The 18,414-nt window shown below is 68.2% G+C and carries 12 protein-coding genes; 2 read left to right on the top strand and 10 right to left on the bottom strand.

What is annotated here, in order from left to right; translation table 11 throughout:
• Positions 1 to 26: 26 nt before the first annotated feature.
• Both ENSA7_RS05655 and ENSA7_RS05650 read right to left on the bottom strand, forming a co-directional pair.
• Positions 27 to 1,832, bottom strand: coding sequence for a hypothetical protein (locus ENSA7_RS05655; protein WP_146157369.1), 1,806 nt, complete (start codon positions 1,830 to 1,832; stop codon positions 27 to 29).
• Between the two features lie 314 nt (positions 1,833 to 2,146).
• Positions 2,147 to 3,304, bottom strand: a complete 1,158-nt coding sequence (locus tag ENSA7_RS05650; RefSeq protein ID WP_146157368.1) for a hypothetical protein — start codon at positions 3,302 to 3,304, stop codon at positions 2,147 to 2,149.
• 44 nt (positions 3,305 to 3,348) lie between these two features.
• Here ENSA7_RS05650 and ENSA7_RS05645 point away from each other — a divergent pair, with 44 nt between their 5' ends.
• Complete coding sequence (locus tag ENSA7_RS05645) at positions 3,349 to 5,403, top strand: CRTAC1 family protein (RefSeq protein ID WP_181233224.1); 2,055 nt, start codon at positions 3,349 to 3,351, stop codon at positions 5,401 to 5,403.
• Between the two features lie 72 nt (positions 5,404 to 5,475).
• Here ENSA7_RS05645 and ENSA7_RS43235 read toward each other — a convergent pair whose 3' ends face one another.
• From ENSA7_RS43235 to ENSA7_RS05610, 7 genes are all read right to left on the bottom strand, one after another.
• Positions 5,476 to 6,231, bottom strand: coding sequence for a hypothetical protein (locus ENSA7_RS43235; RefSeq protein WP_181233223.1), 756 nt, complete (start codon positions 6,229 to 6,231; stop codon positions 5,476 to 5,478).
• A gap of 49 nt (positions 6,232 to 6,280) precedes the next feature.
• A complete protein-coding gene (locus ENSA7_RS05635; RefSeq protein WP_106088161.1) occupies positions 6,281 to 7,210 on the bottom strand; it encodes an oxidoreductase in 930 nt (309 codons plus the stop codon).
• A gap of 28 nt (positions 7,211 to 7,238) precedes the next feature.
• A complete protein-coding gene (locus tag ENSA7_RS05630) occupies positions 7,239 to 8,288 on the bottom strand; it encodes a monooxygenase (protein WP_181233221.1) in 1,050 nt (349 codons plus the stop codon).
• Positions 8,289 to 8,317: 29 nt separating this feature from the next.
• The gene (locus ENSA7_RS05625; RefSeq protein ID WP_106088159.1) at positions 8,318 to 8,806 is read right to left on the bottom strand and encodes a hypothetical protein; all 489 of its coding nucleotides are present in this window, start codon (positions 8,804 to 8,806) and stop codon (positions 8,318 to 8,320) included.
• A 110-nt stretch (positions 8,807 to 8,916) separates the two neighbouring features.
• Entirely contained in the window at positions 8,917 to 10,092 is a 1,176-nt protein-coding gene (locus tag ENSA7_RS05620) for a cyclic nucleotide-binding domain-containing protein (protein WP_106088158.1), read from the bottom strand.
• A gap of 122 nt (positions 10,093 to 10,214) precedes the next feature.
• Positions 10,215 to 11,630, bottom strand: coding sequence for a cytochrome c family protein (locus tag ENSA7_RS05615; protein ID WP_106088157.1), 1,416 nt, complete (start codon positions 11,628 to 11,630; stop codon positions 10,215 to 10,217).
• Positions 11,630 to 12,337 carry a hypothetical protein gene (locus ENSA7_RS05610; protein ID WP_106088156.1) on the bottom strand — a complete coding sequence of 236 codons (708 nt, stop codon included), beginning with the start codon at positions 12,335 to 12,337 and terminating at the stop codon, positions 11,630 to 11,632. Before ENSA7_RS05610 ends, ENSA7_RS05615 begins: the two co-directional genes overlap by 1 nt.
• Positions 12,338 to 12,432: 95 nt before the next feature.
• Between ENSA7_RS05610 and ENSA7_RS05605 the strand changes: the two genes are divergently transcribed.
• Positions 12,433 to 12,864, top strand: coding sequence for a hypothetical protein (locus ENSA7_RS05605; protein WP_146157367.1), 432 nt, complete (start codon positions 12,433 to 12,435; stop codon positions 12,862 to 12,864).
• A gap of 26 nt (positions 12,865 to 12,890) precedes the next feature.
• Here the strand turns inward: ENSA7_RS05605 and ENSA7_RS05600 are convergent, their stop codons facing one another.
• Entirely contained in the window at positions 12,891 to 18,218 is a 5,328-nt protein-coding gene (locus ENSA7_RS05600) for an AAA family ATPase (protein WP_181233219.1), read from the bottom strand.
• Positions 18,219 to 18,414 lie beyond the last annotated feature (196 nt).

Below are 18,414 nucleotides of genomic sequence, written 5' to 3'. Positions count from 1 at the left end.
TGAGCGAGCAGCCACGACCTACGACGTCAAAGCCCGTACTTCTCCCCGGCGATCAACAGCGTAGTGTCGTCGATCGCAGCCCAGCGAAACGACGAGCTGATCAACGCAAAACCAGGATAGCCCGAGACATAGAACTGGCTCGGCATATCGCGGCTCACATCAATGACAACCGGCACGTTCTCGTTGGGGTAGGCGGCATCCCAGTTGGCCGCGTCCGCGACCGTCGGCGGACCACTCTCGGGGCCTTCAATCAGGATCGTCACCCAGTGGAGCGCTTGCATGTTGACCATGACGCGCAACGTTGACCAGGGTGGCAGTGTGTCGCTGTAGGTCTGGTCCGCCAGCCACGCGGACATGCCCTGACAGGGAGGGCACCACGAGGCGGAGACATCCAGGAGGATCGGCTTGCCCGCGAGCTCACACAGCTCAAACACCTCTCCCTCGGCGTCGATCGTGCTCCAGTGCACCACGGGCGCGTCGAGCTTGGCCGGCGTATCCAGGCCGGGGTCGGCCTGCTCGCAGATGATGTGCCCGAGGTCCGCATTGTCGGGGTCGACGCTGCCGTCGCGGCCCTCCCCCAATCCCCGCACGTTCACCGGGACGCTGCGGTTCTCGTGGGGGGGCCCGTCACCAAGCTGACCGCGGTGATCGGCTCCCCAACATTGAAGGTAACCTTCTTCGAGGATGACGCAGGCGTGCCAGCCCCCCGCGGCGATCGCTGTGACCGGGCTGACGAGACCCAAGACTTTCTCGGGCACAGCGTGCGGCTCGCCGAATTGTCCGATCCCCAGCTGACCGTCGCGGTTTTCCCCCCAACACCAGACATCTCCGCCCTCGACCAGGGCGCACGTGAAGTTCGAGCCGGCGACCAGGCTCGTCGCGGCCGCAGGCAGAGCGACGTCGACGGGGATGTCCGCGCCGTCGGATTCCCCGACTCCGAGCTGCCCGAGCCCGTTGGCGCCCCAACACTGCACGTCCCCCGACTTCAGCAGCGCGCACGCATGTTGGTCGCCAACGGCGATCGCCTGGGCCGGACCGGACAGCTGCACCAGGGCGTCGGGGGCCTCGACCGATGTGCAGTCGAGGCTCTGTGACAGGCCGTTGCCGAGGGTGCCAAACCAACACTGCCCCCAACACTGGACCTCGCCCGAGTCGAACAACACACAGCTGACACGCTGGTCGGAGTCGACCATTTGCGGCTGACCTGCGAGGTTGGTGAGCGAGGCCGGTGTGCTGGGATTGATCCGCCCCTCGCCGTCGCCGACCTGGCCAAACCAATCGCTTCCCCAGCACAGCGCGTCCGTGTCTGTGGTTGCGCAGGTGGTGAGCGAGCCCGTGCCAACGCTGCGGGCTTCGGCGTCGAGCACGACGCGACTCGGCGCGGCCTGATTGACGTACCCGGGCCCGTCGCCGAGTTGGCCAGCGATGTCCAGCCCCCAGCATGAGATCACGCCGTCTTCGGTCAGCGCGCAGGTGTGAGCGCTGCCCGACGCGAGCTGCTTGATCACACCCTCGAGACCCGTGACCGGGACGGGGTAGTCGCTGTCTGCAAACGGCTCGCCGTTGCCGAGCTGGCCAGCGCCGTCGGCTCCCCAACACTCGAGGACGCCAGACTCGAGCCGCGCACACGTGTGTCGTGCACCGAGGGTGACCTCGACGACCCTGGTGGTAGCGCCGGTGTCGCCGGTGTCGCCGGTGTCGCCAGTGTCGCCGCTATCACCCACATCGTCCCCGTCGGCGACGCAGCTGCTCACGAGCAACAGCACGGTGGGTAGGGTCGCGAGGCAGGACCAGCGCACTCGTTGATATCGAAGGTTCACGCGGGTGCGCATGTCCAGATACTACCAGCGTTGTACCTTCGATAGGGCTGGCCGCTGAGGGTTCGGTTCACGCTTCCAAAGCCTTGGCCTGGATGACACCCGGTGACGCACGTAAATGAGTGCAGGGTGCGCGGTCTCGGCAATACCCACAATAGCTCGCGGGTCAGCGGCTGCAGCCGGCGACAAGCCAAGCTGTCTGTGGGGCTCATATACAGCCCCCTTCCAGGGGGCCACACATGCGGTCGCAAACAACCAGCCCGATGGGAGCGAGCGAAGCGAGTGACCGCGAAGTGCCAAGCCGCCTGTGGGGCTCATATACAGCCCCCCTATTCGACCGGGACGAACTCGTCGCAGGCGGTGTCGATCGCGGCGACGGCCTGAGCGAAGAAGGGCGCGTAGTCGGCCGCACACACGCTCCCCGCTTGCCCATGGGTAAACGACTCGGCGAAGCTGCGCAGCGTCGGCGCGTCCTCGTTGGGCGCACACTGACCACCCATGACGCCGCCGTCGGCGACCAGCCCGAGCACGACGATCGCCTCTTCGTTGCCGCCCTTGGCGTCGACCAAGAACTGCTTCCAGCTCGCGGGGTCGCCCATTGACTGGTCGACGTCGTCCTCGTCGGAGATCACGGTCACGACCAGCACGGCGTCGTCGCGCAAGAAGCCCTCGTTGCAGCCACCCACCTCGCTCTGGGTGCTGATCGCCTCCATCATCGCGTCCATCGGGCGCTCGAGCCCGTCACCGCCCGCGCCGACCAACGCGGCGCAGCTGAACGTGTCTTCGAGGTTGGGCTGGCTATCGAGCATGTAGCGCAGCCCGCCCGCGATGCCGCACGCGTCGCCCGCTTGATCCTGATCTTTGCCCGCGCCGATCTCCGCGTCGCACCCGGTCGGGAGCGGGAAATTGTCGCAGGACTCCCCGTTACACATGGTCGGGGGTGGTTGAATGACGATCCCGCCGACGCCGTTGCAGGCACCCTGACAGCAGGTCGGGTGGGGCTCGCACATGATCGTGTTGTTGGAGATGCTGACACTCGACGCGCCGACCGAGGCGGCGTCCGTGTCGGTGACCATCAGGTGGTAGTCCTGGGCCATCAAGGTGTCGGAGATCGTCGAGATGAAGCCCGGGAACGAGGTCACCAGCGCCATCTGCTCCTCGGTCATCGAGCCCGAGTTGTCGATCACGAACAGAAAGTCGACCTTCTCGCACCCAGCTTCGGAGCTCGTCTCGTTGCCGTCGGCGCTGCCGACCACGTCGAGCAGCGGGCCGTCATCGCTGTCGCCGTCGCCGTCGCCGTCGCCGTCGCCGTCGCCGTCCCCCGGACCCGAGCTGGCGTCGCCGCTGCTGGTGCTCTCGCCGTTGTCGGCGGTGCCCAGGCTGGTCTCACCCAAGGTCGCGGCCGTGGTCCCGCCGTCGTCGCGGCTGGTCCCGCAGGCGCACAAGAACGAGGCAATGGAGAGCACGGTAAAGCTTGGCAATTTCATGATGAGGCTCACACTCGAATACGGCGCAGATGGTATCATCTGGTGTGTCATTTCGACGGCTCTATCTCGCATGTGTCCCCCTGCTCACGCTCGCGTGTGGCGGGCCTGCTAGCCAAGATGGTGGTGGTGACAACACATCGGACACCGCCGGGACCGAGACCGCTGGCGAGCCAGTGTGCGACGCCGGCCTGATCGCGGGCGAAGATGGCGAGTGCCACTGCGGCACGCCCGAGGGCGTGATCTGTGGCGAGGACGCCTACTGCGACGAGCCCAGCGGAACCTGCGTGGAGCCCACCTGCGGCGCCGCGCCAGCCTGGAGCCCGGGCACCCAGGCATTCACGGAGGTCACGCAGGCGTGGGGTCTCGCTGGGGTCGAGGGCACGCGCCTGAGCGTGACGGATCTCGACGCTGACGGCTGGCCGGATCTGTTCGTGCGCCGCGGTGGAACCCGCAGCGACGACTTCAACACCGACACCCGCCACACCTGGCTGCTGCGCAACGCCGACGGTCAGGGGTTTGAAGACGTCACCCAGGACTCTGGCGTGCTCGCCCCGCGCCAGGCCTTGGCCACTGGGATCGGGCGCCCGGCAGAGATCGTCGCCTCGGCCGACGTCGACAACGACGGCGACCTCGACATCTTCACCGGGATCACCACCTCCGACCCCATGGCGAGCCTCGGCGAGACCAGCGAGCTGATGCTCAACCAGGGCGACGGCAGCTTCGTGCTCGCCAGCGTCGACAGCGATCTACGCCACGCGGCCAGCGAAGACATCGTCGCGGGCGCGTCGTTCATCGACGCCAACCGCGACGGGTTCGTGGACATCTGGGTGACCGAGCACGGGATCCAGGACGAGCTGTACTACGGCACGGGCGACGGCGGCTTCGTCAAGGCCACCAGCGGCTCGGGGCTCGCTACCAGCGGCGCAGCCACGATCGCCGAGCTCAACTCTGGCGCCGTCCACAGCCGGGCCTGGAGCGCGCTGGCCTGCGACCTCAACGGCGATGGCTGGACCGAGCTGCTGGCCGGCTCGTACGGCCGCTCGACCAACCACCTGTGGCAGGGCCGCCTGGATCAGGAGACCGGGTTCGTGGCCTTCGACGCGCGCGGGGTCGAGTCCGGGTACGCCCGCGATGAGAACTACGAGTGGCAGAGCAACCAGTTCGCGCGGTGCTACTGCCAGTCCAACCCGATGGCCGAGGACTGCGCGGGCGTCCCGGCCCCGGCGATCAACTGCGGCACGCCCAACTGGAATCACAGCTCCGACCGCGAGCCCTTCCGCCTCGGTGGCAACAGCGGCGCGACGGCCTGCGCCGACCTCGACAACGACGGCGACATGGATCTCTACACCGGGGAGATCCGCCACTGGTGGGCCGGGCTTGGCTCGGACATGAGCGAGGCGCTGATCAACACGGGGGCGCAGGACGTCAGCTTCGAGCGCCCGGGTCGTGACGCGATGGGGATCACCGTCGAGCACGTGACGGGCGCGTCTTGGGACGAGGGCCACATGAGCTTGACCACCCTCGACTTCGACAACGACGGCTGGCGCGACGTGTACGTGGGCGCCTCCGACTACGCTGGCAACCGCGGCCTATTGTTTCACCAGCGCGACGTGCTGCAGTTCGAGCCGGTCTCGACGGCCGACGCGTTCGAGCACAACCGCTCGCACGGGGTCGTGACCGCGGACTTCGACCGCGACGGTGACCTGGATCTGATCGTCGGGCACTCGCGCTCGCGGTGTGACGCCAACGCCCCCAACGACTGCTACGCGACATCGGCGATCCGCATGTTCGAGAACGTCTACGGCGACGGCGGCAGCTGGATCCAGCTGAAGCTCGAGGGCGTGACCGCCAACCGGGCCGCGATCGGTGCTCGGGTCCGCGTGACCGCGGACGGCGTGACCCAGACCCAGGAGGTCGGCGGCGGCTACGGGCACTACGGGGCCCAAGATGATCTGGTCCTGCACTTTGGCCTGGGCGACGCGTGTGCGGCCGAGATCGAGATCCGCTGGCCCGACGGCGATCTGACCACCCAGCAGCTCATGCTGCCGGGCGGGCATCGCTTCCACGTGGTCCAGGGCGAGCGCGCGACCTTGGAGTAGCCACCGTCCCCACGGGAGTTGGCCGGCTGTCTGCGGTTCCCTCTGGCCGCAGACAGCCCCGCTCAGCGGCGGCTACGGCTCGCCGTCGCCGTCGCCGTCGCCGTCTCCGTCTCCGTCTCCGTCGCCGTCTCCATCGCCGTCTCCGTCTCCGTCTCCATCCCCATCGCCGTCGCCGTCTCCATCCCCATCGCCGTCGCCGTCGCCGTCCCCGTCGCCGGTTCCGCCACCGCAGTCGTCGAACGCGACCGAGCCGCCCTCGCACCACCAGTTGTTGCCGTTCTCGTCACAACAACCGACGATCGTGAGGCCCATCGGGCACGCGCCGCCCGGCTCGAGACCTTCGGGGCACATCAGCGGCTCGGCTGGGTTCTCCGTGACCTCGCCGCACGCGTTCCAGCCGTTTCCGTTGTCCCACCCACAGTTGGGATAGGGGCTCGCGGGGAACCCACAGATGTCTGCGATGCACTCGAGGCCGCCAGCGCAAGCGCCGTTGTCACACATGCAGTCGAGCGTGCCAGGCGTGCAGTCGGGCGGGCCCTCGAGCTCGCAGGTGCCGTCGACACACATCAACCCCTCGTCACACAGGCCGCCGTTGCATTCACAGTTGAAGGCGCCGGGGGTGCAGCCCGGATCGCCGTCACCGGCAGGGTCGCCGTCGCCGTCGCCGTCGCCGTCGCCAGTGGGATCACCGTCACCATCGCCGCTGCTGGTGGTGCCCTCCGCAGCGGTGTTGCCGTCGGCAGTGGGCGGGGTGGTGCACCCGAACGGGAGCGTGATCAATGCCAGGCCGAGGACGCACTCGACCGAAACGAACCAAGGTTTAGCCATTTGTCGCATCATGGGTAGCGGCGACCGTCTCACAGTTCTGGGGCTGCTGCTACGAAGAATGACCGGGGATTGCAGCCGGACCGGCGGGGTAGCGCACACCCGTGCGCAGCTCGGACACCTCCCACAACCGCGCACCGTCGGCCTGGCTGCGGGCGGCCTTGGTCGTGCCCACCTGCTTGGGGTACCCCCACATCTGGTAGAGGCCGCGGGGGCCGTAGTAGTCCCCGCTGCGCACGCCAGGGTCGGTCGCGGCCCGCAGCGTCGGCAGGGCGCCCTTGGCTGGCGCCATGCCAAGCAGCGGGTTGAGCAGATCCGCGAGCCCCCAGTGCTGCTGGAGGTTGGTCCGGGTCCAGCCGGGGTGCGCGGCGGCGACGAGCACGCCGACCCCGGCGGCCTCGAACCGCCGCTGCGCCTCGAAGGTGAACAACAAGTTGGCGAGCTTGCTCTGCCCGTATGCGGCCATACGATCATAACCGCGGGCCTCGAAGTCGAGATCGTCGAAGTTCATCCGCCCCGACCGATGGGCCTGGCTCGACACGCTGACGACCCGGGCGCCGGGGCGGGCCTGCAAGCGCTCGAGCAGCAGGCCGGTCAGCGCGAAGTGGCCCAGGTGGTTGACCCCAAACTGCAGCTCGAAGCCCTGCTTGGTCGTGCTCGCGGGCGGCATCATCACGCCGGCGTTGTTGATCAGCAGATCCAGGTGGTCGAGGCGCTCGCCGAGCTGCGCCGCGAACTGCCGGACGTGGTCGAGATCGGCCAGATCCAGGGCCATGACCGCCAGCTTTGCGCTGGGGTGCTGGGCCAGGATCTGGGCCTTGGCCTGCTCGCCCCTGGCCACGCTGCGACACGCGAGCACCACGGCGGCCCCGCGGCCTGCGAGCGCCCGCGCGGCCTCGAAGCCGATGCCGCTGTTCGAGCCCGTGATGACCGCGTGCTTGCCGGTCTGATCAGGGATCTGCGCGTGCGTCCACTTGGCCATGCGAAGGCTCGATCGCTCGCTCAATTGATCAGAGCAGCCCGCACTCGTTGAACGACTCCGACTTCGGATAGTACAGCACGAAATTAATGCACATCTCGTCGGCGGTCTCGGGGCCACCTTCGACGGGGTTGACGCCGTCGGAGTTGTCGTACACGCAGTGAGTCCGAACTTCGTCGCCCGGCATCAGCACCGTGTTGGCCGGGACCAACGAGAAGGTCTGATTGTCGAAATAGTACGGGTCCTCGCGCCCGAGCTCGTAGGGCGCGCCACCGCCAGCGGGCACGACCTCGCCCCACAGCACGCTGCCGATGTCGTGGGCGTGCAGCCAGGTGGCGATGACGTTGAGCGGGCCGCCAAAGTTCGCGGCGGTGAAGTTGCTCGGGCAGCTTGCGACGTGCTCGTGCGCGGCCTCCCCGGCGGGGATGTAGATCGAGCCAATGTCGCCAAACGTGGCGATCGCGGCGTCGTTGGGCCGCAGGTTCTCCGTGTACAGCACGTCAAACCCACCGCTGTCCGTGAACGACTGGTTGAGCGGGTTGTCGTAGTGGACTTGAAAGCGGACGGTGACCGTGCCGTTTTGACCCGCGCGAAAGCCTGCCTCTGCCGGTAAGTACAGGTTCTCGCCGCCCGGGGCCCAGCCCCAGATCATGTCATCCCACGGGTCTTCCACGCACAGATCAGCGGGGTCGTCGGTGGTCGGCACATCCAGCATCTGCACGACATAGTGGTGCACGTGATTGTCGGTGACCTTGGGCTCGAAGCCGACAATGTGGACATCCGAGGGGACCTCGATGGTCTGGGTGTAGCAAGAATAATAGGTCGGAAACAGCGAGGGCGGGCTGAAGTCCGGCATGCGGATCTCCCAGCGCTGCAGGTCCTCGTCGCCGTCGCCGTCGCCGTCACCAGGGTCACCGTCGCCGTCACCGTCACCCGTGTCGCCGTCGCCCGCGTCGGTCTCGCCTGCGCTCGCCGACGTCGTGGAATTGCCTTCGTCCGCGCTGGGGGGATCGCCGACACACGCGGCGGCCAGACCAAGGGATACGACGAGACTCAGGGTGGATCGAATGCTTGTGTTCATGTCAGGCTCATGCGTTTCGTGATCGCGCGTCATCCCGGCGCGCCGCCGGCAATCCACGCTTCAATGGTCTGGATCTGGGCCTCGTCCAGCGCCTGCAACGGCGGCATCGGGTCGGTGCCCATCTGGCCCCCAACGTCGACGTGGGTGCCCCGCAACTTGTGGACCAGGTAGCTGTTCTCAGGGTCCCCCGCGGCGACGCGCTTCATGCTGGACAGCTGCACCGCGTCGACCCCGACGAGCTCACCGAGCCCCACGCCCGCGTTGAGGATCAGGTAGGGCGCCGACATGTCGCCGCCGTTGGCGGGCATGAAGTGGCACAGGCACGCGCTCTCGAGGATCGGCTGGACCTCGGCCGCAAACTCGGGCGTCTCGCCCCCGGTCGAGTCGGTCGAGTCCGTCGAGTCCGTCGAGTCGGTCGTCTCGGTGCCAGTGTCCCCTGCGTCGCCTGCGTCGTCCGTGGGCGACGCGCACGCCGTGAGCAGCGCGACGCCCACGCAGATCTGCCACCTGGGTCGCATCGGGGTCGAGACTACCAGGAGAACGATGTCGCGATGACCTGTCCCTCCGTGCGCGCGCGCATGTTCAGGTTCAGCGCCGGCGGGCATCGCGCGTCCAGCGCGGAGATGTTCTAGAACTCGCGCAGCAGCTCGCCGAGGCCGAGCACGCGCAGCGCCCACATCCCGACCAGCACGTGCGAGATCACGACCCCGAGCAGCGAACGATGCCGGGCGTAGAGCGCCCCCCAGACCAGCCCCGCCGCGAAGGTCACGATCGCCAGGTAGGGCGAGACGTGGGCGTGAAGCGCTGCGAACAACCCGTTCGACAGCACGATCGCGAGCGTGACCCCGCGCGGGTCCGCCTCGAACACCGCCGCCAGCGAGGACTGCAGCGCTCCGCGAACACACAGCTCCTGCAGCGCCAAGAACACGACATAGCCGAGCCCGATCACGATCCCGGTGAACCCGAGATCGAGCGGCCTGAACAGCTCGAGCCCCCACAACCCTGGGACCATGTGGATCAGCGCAACCTTGAGCCCCGTCACCAGCGCGATCAACAGCCCAGTCGCGACCGCGGTCTCGCGCAGCTCAGCCCGCCAGTCATCAGCCAGCCGCACCCCAAACAAGCGCAGCGATCCCGAGCGCTTCGCCATCATCCAGATCAGCAGAGCGCCCAGGCCCAGGTAGATGGTGTTGCTGAGCACACGCCCGAGCGACGCCGTGGCGGCCGAGCGCAGCGCGAACGCGGAGGTGATCGCATACAGCGACAGGCCCGCAATTGCGGTGATCACAAACCGATGGAGGGCGACCCCACGCTTGCCCCCGTCGGCCTCGGCGCGCAGCCCCTCGACGGTCTGGCTGGTCCGACGATCGAGGCGGGTGGCCCCCTCGCGGGCCAGGTTGAGCAAGAACCCGGGCAGCCAGCTGTGCGCTTGCGGAGCCTCGCGGACCTCACGAGTCTTGAGCATCGCGAGCGTCATGGCTGTGCGCGTGCGGATCGTCGCCGTACGCTTGACCCGTTCGAACAGCGCGGTCTCGCCAAAGTGCTCGCCGGGACCCAGAGTCGCAATTGGAAACTGTTGCCCGCCCCCGTTCTCGCGCTTGAGGACTTCGGCCTCGCCCGCGAGGATCATGTAGAAATTCTCGGCGTCCTCACCCTCGCGCACGATGACCGCGTTCGAGGCCTCGAGCTCCACGACCGTGACTTGCTGCATGAACGCGGCGAGCTCAGCCTCACCGAGCCCGCGCAGCAGCTCACTCTGGGCGAGCAGCAAGCTCTGTCGCTCCTCGATCATTTGGGTCGGCATGCATAGCCGAATAGCCCGATCGCTACCAGCTGATCACCCGCGCGGGATCCTGCGCCAGCACGCCCGCGTGTCGGTACGCGACGCTTGCCCCCAGCGAGCGCGGCGAGGCAACCGCCTCGTCTCTAGAGCGTCGCGAGAAAGTCAATCAACGCCGCGCGATCGCGCGGGGTCAGGTCTGTACCAAAGCGATGTCCGACCACCGGCCCACGTCCACGCGCCCCCGCTGCATAGTCTGGCTCGAGCCGCGCTGTGCTCAGCAATTCCTCGAGCGAGGCGACCGAGCCGTCGTGGAGATAGGGCCCCGCTTCGGCCACGCGCACGAGCGGCGCGGGTCGGTACACGCCCGTGCCGCGAGCGTGGCCAAACGCGAGCGCGGGATCGGTGCCGATCGTCTTCGCTGACATCGGTGGCCCCGCGCCCGTGGCGTCACGATGGCAGCGCGCGCACTCGCGGTCAAAGATCACGCGACCCGCGGCAACGGCCGCGTCGTCCACACTCGGTAATTCTCGGACCGGTGGCGCGAGCGAATAGACATACATGGCCAGCGCCCACGCGAGCTCCCGCGGCGGCCGGGCTCGCTCGCCGTTGGTGTGGAGCAGCTGGGTCTCCTGTCGAATCGCGAGGGCCGCGGGGTGCTCGTGGCGAAGCGTCGCGGCCTGGGTCAGATCACGCAGCTCGCGGATCTGCCACAGATCTGGAATCGCAACCGGATCCGCGTCTTCGTCGTCCGTGACGTCGGCGCGACCCGGGCCCCAGCTGGCCATGCGCGCGGCCAGCTCGGGATCGATCGGCGTCTCGCTGTCGTGGTAGTAGGCCAGGCGCATGCGCCCATAGTCGAGGCGACGGCGTGCCCGGCCCACGATCATCGGATCGCTGGCGTCCCCGCCTGCAGCCTCGCCCACATGGCACAGCGCACAGGTGATCCCCACCTTTGTCTGGCCATCGAGATCCGCGAACGCGACCACCCCCGGCCAGCGTCCGTCGGCGTCGGCTCGCAGCCCGACGGCCTCGCCGAGGTCTGGGTTGGCCAGCGCGTAGTGGGCGAACGGCTCGGCGCGCAGCGGATACTCGAAGAACACCCGCTCGCCCAGCGCGACCCACTCGGCGAGCCCGCTCGGGCGACGGCGATCCCACAGCGGCGAGCCCGACCCAGGCGTTGGGAGCTCACCGGTCTCGCGAAGGATTGCGAGGTCCGCGTCGGTGATCGGCGCGACCGCGGGCACCCACTCGGGGAGCCGATCCCAGCCGCGATCACCCAGCGCGTAGCTGCCCACGCGCTTGCGGGAGTACTGGTTGTCGCGGTTGCGCAGCGAGGCCAGCAGCGCGGCCCGGCGAAACTCGGGATCGTCGAGGTAGCGGGACGCCTCGAGCTCGAGCCAGCGATCCGACCACGGCTCGGGCCCAGCGCTCGCCGGACTCGACCGCGGTACGGTCGGCGTGTCGCCCTGGACGCGCGTAGCCAGCTCCGGCTGCTCGCTAGAGTTGGCGCCGCAACCAAGTGTGAAGGCGAGCGCGGCGGCGACGATCCTCGCTCGCATCAGGTCACGATGACGTGGGGCTCCTCGCGGGGAAATTCCGGCGACTGCAGGGTATGGAGCTCACCCGCGATCTCCACGTCGACCTCGAGCTTGAACATGTAGCCGAAGCTGGGCTGACCGATCGCCGCGTCGACGGCGTTCCAGTCGGGCAGCGAGAGCTTGTAGCTGGCCTTGACCTCCTCGGCGCCCACGGTCTCGTCCCACGGTACGTAGCTCTGATCGACCCACGCGGTCGGCTTGCGCGAGCTGAGCGTGCCGACCGTCTTGCCCTGCTTGTCGAGCAGCCGGATCGCGGCGACCCGTACCTGCTGCGGTTCGTCGCCCTCGACCGCCAGGGTCAGCTGCATCGTCGACTGGGTGCAAGGCTGGACGAAGCCTGGGCCGGCCTTGCGGGCCGCCCCCGCAGCGGGCTCCGCGGAAGGCTTCGCCACCCCGGGAGCCATGCTCTCGTCAGCCCGGAGGGTCGGGGCCGCCTCGGTCGGGGCCGCCTCGGGAGGATCGGGACAGTCCTCGATCACTTGCACCGAGGCCACCGCCAGCTCGACCGCCAGCTTGGGCGGCGGCTGCTCGGGCTCGACCGAGGTCTTGGCCCCGCCGTCGCCCTTGTCATTGGTTTTGGGATCGGGCGCCTCGCCGCCAACGGCCGCACACGCCGACGCGGACAGGAGTGACGCACACAGCAGCGGGATCAGCCAGGGTTTGGACATCCGCGCAACAATGCCACGAGTGTGGGCCAAAGCCGAGCCCCGGCTGCGCGACGACCATACGCGATCGGTCACACTGCGAGCCGATATCCTCGGCCGTGCCTCGAATTCGTCGCGTTTTCCTGGTCTTCCCGTTGTTGTTGCTCGTCGCGGGCGATGCAATCGCGGCCCCAGTCCGGACCCTGGACCTGCGTGATCGCGTCTCCGCATCACCCGCCACCGCACAGGCCCGGCGCGACGGCTACGACGAGCTCACGGTCGCTACATCGTTACAGGAGATCGTCAACCTCGACGCGCCCAACCTGACCTTGTTCTATGTCACCAGCGTGGTCGACGGCAGCGTCCAGACCGATCAGCTGTGGTTCGACCGGCTCGCGGATCCCGGGATCGGCGGGGGTATCTTGGCGGTCGCACGATCGAGGCGCTGCCAGACCTCGACGGGCGCCACCCGCTCGTGGGCACCACCGAAAAGTGTGCTCGACACCGTCCATCGTGCGGAATTTCAGCATACAGCGGCGCGCCCGGCATAGACCTCGACCGTCGCAAATCGCCGCCGTTACTTGCTGTCGAGCCGCGCCACACCCGTCCAATCACTGGGCACCCCCACCCGCTTGAAGTAATCACAATCATTCCGCAGCAACCTGGCCGGAATGTCCTGCGGACACGACCGCAAGCACGCATCAAACTCCACGGCCGCCTCATCAAACCGCGCAGCATAAAACGCCGCGACCCCCCGCTCGTACTTGGCCAAAGTCGCGAGCTTGGCGTCCCGCACGGGCAGCCGCATCTCGGCGTCAATGACCTCGTAGAGCGTGGTCGGGATCTGGCTGCCAGCCACGGTCACGCGCCCGACCACCCGGGTGGTGTAGCGCGCCGCGTCAGCCAGCGCGGCGATCGACGAGTCGGTCACCAGCAGGAAGGTCTGATAGCGCTTGGTCAGCTCCTGCACGCGCGCGGCCAGGTTGACGCTCTCGCCGATCACCCCGCACTTGATGCGGGTCGGCCCGCCGATCGTGCCGAGCGTGAGCGGGCCGCTGTTGATCCCGACGCCCATGTTGACCGGCGCCTCGCCTCGGGCCGCGCGCTTGCCGTTGAGCTCGCGCAGCTCGGCGCTCATGTCGACGGCGGCCTGGACGGCGCAGTCCGAGGTGCCCTCGAACAAGGCCATGATCGCGTCGCCGATGTAGCTGTCGACGAAGCCGTGATTCGTGGCGATCGGCGGCTCCATGTATTGCAGGTATTCGTTGATGAACTCGATGTGCTGCTGAATCGGCAAGCTCTCGATCAAGCTCGTGAACCCGCGGATGTCGGAGAACAAGATCGACATGTCCTTGGACACGCTCAGGCCCAGGCCGACCTCGAGCAGGGTGTCCTTGCCCAGACAGCCCAGAAACTCGCTGGGCACGAACCGCGACATCGACTTGTTGATGCGCTCGAGATCCTGCGAGTAGCGGTTCAAGTTGGCGTACAGCCGCGCGTTTTGTATGGCGATGACCGAGTGCGAGGCGATCAGCTTGAGGGTCTCGATGCGACCGGGGGTGAACGCGCCCGCGACCAGGTTGTTCTCGAGGTAGATGACGCCAAACAGCCGGCCCTGCTGGACCAGCGGGGTGCAGATGACCGAGCGGACCCGATTGCTGGCGATGTAGGGGTTTTGGACCACGCGACCGCGGGCGTGGGCGTCGTCGAGCACCATGGTGTCGCGGGTCCGCGCGACGTACTGCGCGACGCTGACACACACGGGCAGGCCGTCGGCTTGCTCGAGCGGGATCGGGGCGTCGGCGAAGGTCTGGATGTCGGCGCGCGGACCATCGAGCCGACCCGAGGCCTCGACGCGCAGCTCGTCACCGTCGGCGATCAACAGCACGCCACGCTCGGCCCCGGCGTTCTCGAGCACGATCGTCAGCGTGGTCTGCAACAGCCGCTGCAGGTCGATCTCGCTGGTCAGGACCCGCGAGGACTTGAGCACCGAGGCCAGGTCGATGCCGCGCGGGTCTCGTGAGGTCAGGTCGCCCTCGTCCTGCTGCGCGTGGCTGTCGGCGACGGCGTCGGGGAACTCTTGGCGCAGCTGCTCGACCTTGGCGCTGGCGCCCCACATCGCGTAGCGGTTGCTGGCCTCGCGCAGGTAGCCCTTGGCGACCTTCTCGCGGCCTTGCTCGAGGTGAAAGCGACCGGTCCGCTCGTTGGCGAACGCCTCGATGTGCACGAGCTCGTGCTCGCGCGCGGCCATGATCGCCTGGTCGTAGCCGGTCATGGCGTCGAGCTGATCCCCGTCGAGCCGCGACTGCTCGGCCTGCAACAACAGCCGCATGGCCTCGAAGTTGGAGGGCGCGTTGCGGGCGTAGATCTCGAGGCGCTCGCAGCAAGCATCGGCGGCCGCGCGGCGCTCTTCGGTGTGCTCGTTGGCGGGCTCGCTCGACAGCAGATCGCACAGCGCGACGCCCTGAAAAAATACCCACCACGCGTTGACGACCTGGGCGAACAGCACGATCGCGGGGTCGCCCGAGCCGAGCGAGGCCTCGGCCAGCTCGACGGCCTCGCGGCTGCGCCCGAACAGCACCAAGCCGGTGATCGCAGCCACATAGTAGTGCTTGAGGCCCAGCACCCGGCCGGGCTCGCTGTTCTGCGCGATGAAGCTGGCGTCGTCGAAGTTGGCGTCGGACAGGGTGCCGGGCTCGGGGGTGCGCCCGGTCAGGCTGAGCACCAGCTGCAGATACCCGCGCGTGCCCGCGGCCGACAGCGGATCCATGAGCGGCAGGTAGCGCCCGACCGCGTCTTCGACCTCGTCGAGGCGCGCGCCGCTGACCAGCGTGTGAACGGGGACGAAGAAGGTGTTGTAGGCGGCCCAGATCGGCGCGCCAATGCGCAGCGCGTGCTCGACCCCGGACTTGAGGATCGGGATGCCGTCGGCGATCGGCGCGTACCAGTGGTTGGTGAAGGCCGCGAACCAAAATGCGGCCTGGCACTCGGCCCGGCGGTCGCCCTGACGGCGCGAGAGCTCGAGCCCGACCTTGCCGAACGCGTAGCCGGACGCGTAGTCACCCAGCGCGCTGCCAACGACCATGCCGTGGGCGCCATAGGCCGGCCCCGACACCCGCGAATTGCCCCGCTCGATCGAGAGCGTGACCCGCTTGAGCGCGCCGATCGACGCGAGCTGCGGGTTGTAGAACATGCCGATCAGCGACAGCTCGTTGTAGAGCTCGGCCTCCGCGAGCGCGTGCGGATCGACCATGGGCGGCAGATCCACGAAGCTCGAGATGCTGTGGCCTTCGAGCAGCTTGGCCAGCGTCGCGCCCTCTTTGGCCGCGAGCGCGTCGAGGCCCGCGGCGTCGCTGACGTCGGGGAATTCGTGGCCGAGCACCAGCAACCCCGCACGCGTCGCGGCCAGGGCCTCGGGGTACTTGGCGCTGTGATACGAGAGCGTGGCCTTGAGCTTGTAGATCTCGACGCGGGTCAGCTCGGCGTGCGCGTGCTCGAGGATCTGATCGAAGTGGAGGTCCGCGGCCTCGGCGTCACCAATGAGGTACTCGCACTCGGCCAGCTCGCGGTGCAGCCCGAACGCCAGCTCCTGCCCGCGCGCCCACGCTTGCTCACCGCCCGCGAGCTCGAGCCCGGCGACGAGGTAGCTGCGGGCGGCGTCGTAGGCGGTGGACGCCTTGGCCTGGCGACCGGCCGCGAGCTCGAGGCTGGCGATCCGGCGGCGCTCGTCGGCGTCTTCGATCAGCTCGATGCACATGTTGAAGTGCCGGCAGATGTCGAACAGCTGCTCTTCAATTTGTTGCTCGCCGGGCCGCCCCTCCCACAACAACCGACCGATCCGCAGGTGCGCGCGGCGGCGGGCCTGCTCGTCGAGCAGCGAGTACGCGGCCTCTTGCACGCGATCGTGCGCGAAGCGATAGCGAACGTTGAGCTCGGCGGTCTCTTCGGCGCGGACCAGGCCGAGCTGCACGGCCTCCCACAGATCCTCGACGACGTCCTCGATCGGGCAGTCCATGACCGTGGCGAGGGTCGTCGCGTCAAACCGACTGCCGATGCACGCCGCCAGCTCGATCACCCGCTGGGTTCGATCGGCGAGCTTGCGCAGCTTCGCGACCATGAGGTCGATGACGTTCTCGGTGTAGCCCTTGGCCCGCAGCGCCGCGATGTCCCAGCCCCAGCTCATGCCGTCGGCGCCGGCCCCCCAGGTCAGCTCGCCGCTCTCGTGCAAGCTGGCGAAGAACTGCCGGAGGAAGAAGGGGTTGCCGCCGGTCTTGTCCCGCAGCAACCCGGTGAGCTCGACGACCCGCTCGCTGTCGTCGTGGAGCGTGTCGGCGACCAGCTTGGTGACCGAGTCGGCGTCGAGCGCGAGCAGCTCGAGCTCGGTCAGGGAGACCTCGGTCTCGCGCAGATCCGCGAGCGCGAGGGTCAGCGGGTGGGTGGGCCCGATCTCGTTGTCACGATAGGCCCCGATCATGAGCAGCGAGCGACTGTCGGCGTTGCTCGCGAGGTGCTTGAGCAGCTTCATCGACGCGGCGTCGGCCCACTGCAGGTCGTCGAGGAAGATCACCAGCGGGCGTAGCTCGGCGGTGAACACCTGCACGAACCGGGTCAGCAGCCCCCGCAGCCGCTGCTCGGCCATCGCCGCGTCGACCTCGGGGACCGGCGGCTGGTTGCCGATCAACAGCTCGAGCTCCGGGACCAGCTCGATCAGCACTTGGCCCTGGTCGCCGAGGGTGGCCTCGAAGTTGCGCTTGTACTGCGCCACGGTCTGCGCCGACTCGGTCAGCAGCTGCAGCACCAGGTCCCGAAACGCGGCGACGAAGCCCGAGTAGGGCACGGTCTGCGCCCGCATGTCGAACTTGCCGACCGCAAAGAACCCGCGGCGCACCACCGTTGGACGGTGCAGCTCATAGACCAGCGCGGTCTTGCCAATGCCCGAGTAACCCGAGACCAACAGCAGCTCCGGGCGTCCGTCGGCGACCCGCTCGAACAGCTCGAGCGCACAGGCAAACTCGGTCTCGCGCCCGTACAGCTCCTGGGGGATCAAAAATTGCTCGGACCGATCATCGCGCCCGAGCACCATCGACTCGTCGGCCCCGCGCGCGAGCTGCGCCTCGATCCGCTCGAGGTCGCGGAGAATGCCGGAGGCGGTCCGGTAGCGATCTTCGGCGTTCTTGGCCAGAAGCTTGAGGATCAAGGCCGAGAGCGCGCGCGGGAGCCCAGCCGACTTCAAGCGGGGCCGCGGCGGCGTGCGGGCGATGTGGGCGTGGACGAGCTCGACGGGATCGCTGCCCGTGAACGGAAGCTCGCCGGTTGCGAGCTCGTAGAGCGTGACGCCGAGCGAGTAGAAGTCGGTGCGATAGTCGACCTCGCGGTTCATTCGCCCGGTCTGCTCGGGCGAGACGTAGGCCAAGATCCCGTCGGTCGTCCCGCCAGCGCCGACGCTGCTGCGCTCTCGCGACACACGCGACGCCAGCCCATAGCTGATCAGGCTGACCCGCCGCTCGCTGAGATCGACGAGCACGTTGTGCGGGGTGACGTCGCGCAACACCACGCGCTGCTGATGGGCGCGCTCGATCGCGGTGACCAGGCTCTTGGCCAGCGCCAGCATGGTGTCGAGGTCGAAGCTCGAGCCGAGCAGCGGCTTGAGGATCACCCCGCCGGGATCGGGCGTGACCACGGCCATCGCCGCGTCGAGATCGGCCTCGCGCGGGTGCACGGGCCTGGGCTCGAGCCCCAGCAGCTCGAGGATCTCGTGCTCGCGGCGGAGGCTGATTGGACCCTTGCTCGCCGCCGGGATCCGAATCAGCACCTTCTCGCCCGTGTCGCGATGTCGAGCGCGATAGGTCTGGGTCCGCGCGTTGCGGTAGAGCAGCTCTTCAATCTTGTATGTGCTCGACGGCATGGCGGGCCTGGCACGGCTCGGGCGAGCCATGAAGCGCCGACAGTAGCAAGATTTTGGCGCACGTCGTTGGCCCCGCGGACACGGGAAAATGCGTTCAGAGCTGGCTCCGAAGCGGCCGTGGGGGCCCACCAGACACCCTGGCACCTCGCCGACGGTGGCCGGTTCGCGCTCGGTCGATTCGCAGCTCGGGGTCGTC

The sequence above is a fragment of the Enhygromyxa salina genome (assembly GCF_002994635.1).
Lineage (GTDB): Bacteria > Myxococcota_A > Polyangia > Nannocystales > Nannocystaceae > Plesiocystis > Plesiocystis salina_B.
This window is presented reverse-complemented; position numbering and strand designations above follow the sequence as displayed.